The sequence below is a fragment of the Mesorhizobium sp. M1A.F.Ca.IN.020.06.1.1 genome, assembly GCF_004023265.1.
Classification (GTDB): Bacteria; Pseudomonadota; Alphaproteobacteria; order Rhizobiales; family Rhizobiaceae; genus Mesorhizobium.
Window position 1 is genome coordinate 1 of record NZ_RZSR01000503.1, and the last position, 4,311, is coordinate 4,311.

Below are 4,311 nucleotides of genomic sequence, written 5' to 3' on the forward strand. Positions count from 1 at the left end.
CAGGTCATAGGTGAGCGAGCCCTCGATCAATTCCCGCCAGCGCGAGCGGGTCGGCCTGCCGATGACGATATGGGTGAAGTTGTTCGCCGTCGCATGGCGCACGATATCCTGGGCGACGTTCTGGCCCGGGATGGTCACGACCTCGGCGCCGAGCTGTTCGGCAAGGCGCAGATTTGTTGCCAGCCGGTCCTTGTCCTCTTCGGACATGCCGGCCAGGCGAGGCGTGTCGACATGCAGCGCCGTCCATGGCGCCCGCAGGCGATCGGCGAGCCGGCGCGCGTAGCGGATACGAGCGCTCCCGTCCGGACGCGAGTCGACGCAGACAAGGACCCGCTCGCCGGCCGCCCACGGTCCCGGAATGGCGTGGGACTGCATATGGCTGAGGAGCTGTTCATCGACGCGCTGCGCGGTGCGTCGCAGCGCCAACTCGCGAAGCGCCGTCAGATTGCCAGGCGAAAAATAGTTCTCGATCGCGCGCTGAGCGGTTTGCGGGAAATAGACCTTGCCTTCATGCAGCCGCTTGATCAGGTCGTCCGGGGTGAGGTCGATGACCTCGATGTCGTCGGCCTCGTCGATGATGGAATCCGGAACGGTTTCACGCACCCTGACGCGGGTGATCTGCGCCACGACGTCATTCAGGCTTTCGACATGCTGGATGTTGAGCGTGGTGTAGACGTCGATGCCCTGCGACAGGATTTCCTGAACATCGAGATAGCGCTTGGGATGACGGCTGCCGGGCCCGTTGGTGTGCGCGAGCTCGTCGATCAGAACCAGCTCCGGCCGCCGTTTCAGGATGGCGTCGATGTCCATCTCGTCAAGGACCCGGCCCCTGTATTCGACCTCGCGGCGCGGGATCACCTCATAGCCTTCGACCAGCGCTTGGGTTTCCTTGCGGCCATGCGTTTCAACGACGCCGATCGCGACGTCGATGCCGTCGGCGCGCCGGGCGCGGCCTGCCAACAGCATCTCGTAGGTCTTGCCGACGCCGGGCGCCGCGCCAAGGAAGATGCGCAGACGGCCGCGGCCCTCCCGCTCCGCGTGCTCGAGCAGCGCGTCGGGAGAAGGTCTGTTCTCGAAGTTGGTCCTGTCGTCCGGCATCAAGTCCAATCATGGATTGCACCGGGGATCGTGTCGATCCCCGCTGCGAGTGCTGATTATTTGAGATCGTCGAGCCCCATGTTGAGGGCCAGCACATTGACCACCGGCTCACCCATGAAGCCCAGCTCGCGATCCTCGACATGGCCGTCGACAAGCGATTTCACCTTGGCTTCATCGATGCCCCTGGCCTTGGCAATCCGCGGCACCTGGAAATAGGCCGCCTCCGGGCTGATGTCGGGATCGAGGCCGCTGCCAGACGTGGTGACGAGATCCATCGGAACCGGTGCGTTCGGGTTCTCAGCCTTCAGCCTGTCGGCGTCGGCCTTGATACGTTCGATCAGCTTCGCATTGGTCGGCCCGAGATTCGAGCCGCCGGAGGAGGCGGCGTTGTAGCCGTCGCCGGCGGCCGAGGGCCGCCCGTGGAAATAGCGGTCGCTGGCGAAGGCCTGGCCGATCAGTTCGGAGCCGATAACCTTACCATCCTTTTCGATCAGGCTGCCATTGGCCTGCCTGGGAAACAGCGCCTGCGCGATGCCGATCATGCCGATCGGATAGATGAGGCCGGTCAGCACCGTGAAGAAAACGATCATGACGATAGCGGGTCTGAGTTGCTTGAACATCGGAATGGGTTCCTATGCCAGGCCAAGAGCCGTGACGATCAGGTCGATCGCCTTGATGCCGGCGAACGGCACGATGATGCCGCCAAGGCCGTAGACGAGAAGATTGCGGGTGAGCAGCGCGCCGGCGCCGATGGCGCGGTATTTCACCCCCTTCAGCGACAGCGGGATCAGCGCGACGATGATCAGCGCGTTGAAGATGATCGCCGACAGAATGGCGCTCTGCGGCGTCGCCAGATGCATAATGTTGAGCGCCTGCAGCGGGCCTACCGACTGGCCGGGCGCGACGTAGAACACGGCGAACATGGCCGGGATGATGGCGAAATACTTGGCGACGTCGTTGGCGATCGAGAAGGTGGTCAGCGAACCGCGCGTCATCAGCAGCGCCTTGCCGATCTCGACGATCTCGATCAGCTTGGTCGGATCGCTGTCGAGGTCGACCATGTTGCCGGCCTCGCGCGCGGCGACCGTGCCGGTGTTCATGGCGACGCCGACATCGGCCTGGGCGAGCGCCGGCGCATCGTTGGTGCCGTCGCCGCACATCGCGACAAGCTTGCCCTTGGCCTGTTCCTCGCGGATCAGCGACAGCTTGTTTTCAGGCGTCGCCTGGGCCAGGAAGTCGTCGACGCCGGCTTCGGCCGCGATGGCCGCTGCGGTCAGCGGATTGTCGCCGGTGATCATCACCGTGCGGATGCCCATCTTGCGCAACTCGGCGAAACGCTCGCGAATGCCGCCCTTGACGATGTCCTTGAGGTGGACGACGCCGAGCAGGCGCCCGTCGCGCTCGACCGCCAGCGGCGTGCCGCCGGCCTGGGCGATCTCGTCGGCCCTGGCCTGCAGGTCGCGCATGGTGTCGCTTGTCGGACGCGTGCCATGGCTTGCGACTGTTGCTTGATTGACATGGGCTAGCACGGCATCGACCGCGCCTTTGCGCACCGACGAGCCGTCGATGTCGACGCCGCTCATACGGGTCTGCGCGGTGAAGGGCACGAAAGTGGCATGCAAGGTCGCCATATCGCGGGCGCGGATGCCGTATTTTTCCTTCGCCAGCACCACGATCGAGCGGCCTTCCGGCGTCTCGTCAGCCAGCGAGGCCAATTGAGCAGCATCGGCCAGTTCCTGTTCGGACACACCCTTCACCGGATGGAACTCGGTCGCCTGGCGATTGCCGAGCGTAATGGTGCCGGTCTTGTCGAGGAGCAACGTGTCCACGTCGCCGGCAGCCTCGACGGCGCGGCCGGACATGGCAAGCACGTTGAAACGCACCAGGCGATCCATGCCGGCAATGCCGATGGCCGAAAGCAGCGCGCCGATCGTGGTCGGGATCAGCGTCACGAACAAAGCGACGAGGATCGTCACCGGGATATAGCCGCCGGAATAAGAGGCGAAGCTCGGGATGGTCGCGGTGGCCAGGACGAAGATCAGCGTCATGCCTACAAGCAAGATGTTAAGCGCGATCTCGTTCGGGGTCTTCTGGCGCTCCGCACCTTCGACCAGCGAGATCATGCGGTCGAGGAAGGTCTGGCCGGAGGCGGCGGAAATGCGCACGCGGATCCAATCGGACAGCACCTGCGTGCCGCCGGTGACGGCCGAGCGGTCGCCGCCGGATTCGCGGATCACAGGCGCGGATTCGCCGGTGATTGCCGCCTCGTTGACGGAAGCCACGCCTTCGATCACCTCGCCGTCGGAAGGGATGATGTCGCCGGCTTCGATCAGCACGATGTCGCCGACCTTCAGGCGGGTGCCAGGCACCAACTTGAACTTGCCGCGATCCTCGGCGTTGACGAGCAGCTTGGCCTGGGTCTCGGTGCGCGCCTTGCGCAGCGAGTCCGCCTGCGCCTTGCCGCGTCCCTCGGCCACCGCCTCGGCAAAGTTGGCGAACAGCACGGTGAACCACAGCCAGATGATAATCTGCAAGGTGAAGCCGAGATCGCCGCCGCCGGTGATGACATCCTTGACGAACAGGACGGTGGTGAGTGCTGAGACGATGGCGACGACGAACATCACCGGGTTCTTGATCAGCGTGCGCGGATCGAGCTTGCGGAAAGCGCCGCCAATGGCGGGCATCAGGATGCTGGCATCCAGAATGCTCGCGGATTTGGACTGGCTCATTTCAGGACTCCGGTATCGGTGATGTTGGATGGCGCCGGGTGTTCGGTCTTCGGCAACAGATGCGGAAGGCCCGAGGCCAGCAGCCACAGCACGAACAGCACGGCCGCCATGCCGAGGAAGGTGGAGAGCGTCGGGAAAGGACGAGGCTTCTCGTCCCCTCCGTCATCGGGCGTTCCGTCACCGGATTGGTGACGATCGTGCCGACGTATGTTGTTGAACCAGGGCATGGTCATCTCAGAAAGTCTGTCCGAGGATCATCGCCAGATGCTCGACGATCGGGCCGACGGCGAGCGACGGGAAGAAGGTGAGGCCGCCGACGATGACGATCACGCCGACCAGGAGACCGACGAACAGCATGCCGTCGGTCGGGAAGGTGCCGGCGGAAGCAGGCAGGGTCTTCTTCGTGGCCAGCGAGCCGGCGATGGCCAAAGCCGGGATGATGACCAGGAAGCGGCCCATCAGCATGCCGATCGCGATGGTGATG

Annotated in this window: 5 protein-coding genes; all 5 read right to left on the minus strand. The window is 64.3% G+C overall.

The genetic code is table 11. From position 1 onward, the window contains the following. The coding region (locus EOA60_RS20830; RefSeq protein ID WP_164899433.1) for a universal stress protein at positions 1 to 1,098 on the minus strand (1,098 nt) is incomplete at its 3' end. Positions 1,099 to 1,154: 56 nt separating this feature from the next. Then, the gene (gene kdpC, locus EOA60_RS20835; protein WP_095823487.1) at positions 1,155 to 1,718 is read right to left on the minus strand and encodes a potassium-transporting ATPase subunit KdpC; all 564 of its coding nucleotides are present in this window, start codon (positions 1,716 to 1,718) and stop codon (positions 1,155 to 1,157) included. A 12-nt stretch (positions 1,719 to 1,730) separates the two neighbouring features. Next, entirely contained in the window at positions 1,731 to 3,827 is a 2,097-nt protein-coding gene (gene kdpB, locus EOA60_RS20840) for a potassium-transporting ATPase subunit KdpB (RefSeq protein ID WP_127335632.1), read from the minus strand. Further along, entirely contained in the window at positions 3,824 to 4,060 is a 237-nt protein-coding gene (locus tag EOA60_RS20845; RefSeq protein ID WP_245322272.1) for a hypothetical protein, read from the minus strand. The genes kdpB and EOA60_RS20845 overlap by 4 nt, the downstream gene beginning before the upstream one ends. 1 nt (position 4,061) lies before the next feature. After that, positions 4,062 to 4,311 (minus strand): potassium-transporting ATPase subunit KdpA (locus tag EOA60_RS20850; RefSeq protein WP_206628177.1); only part of this gene is annotated, 250 nt, incomplete at its 5' end.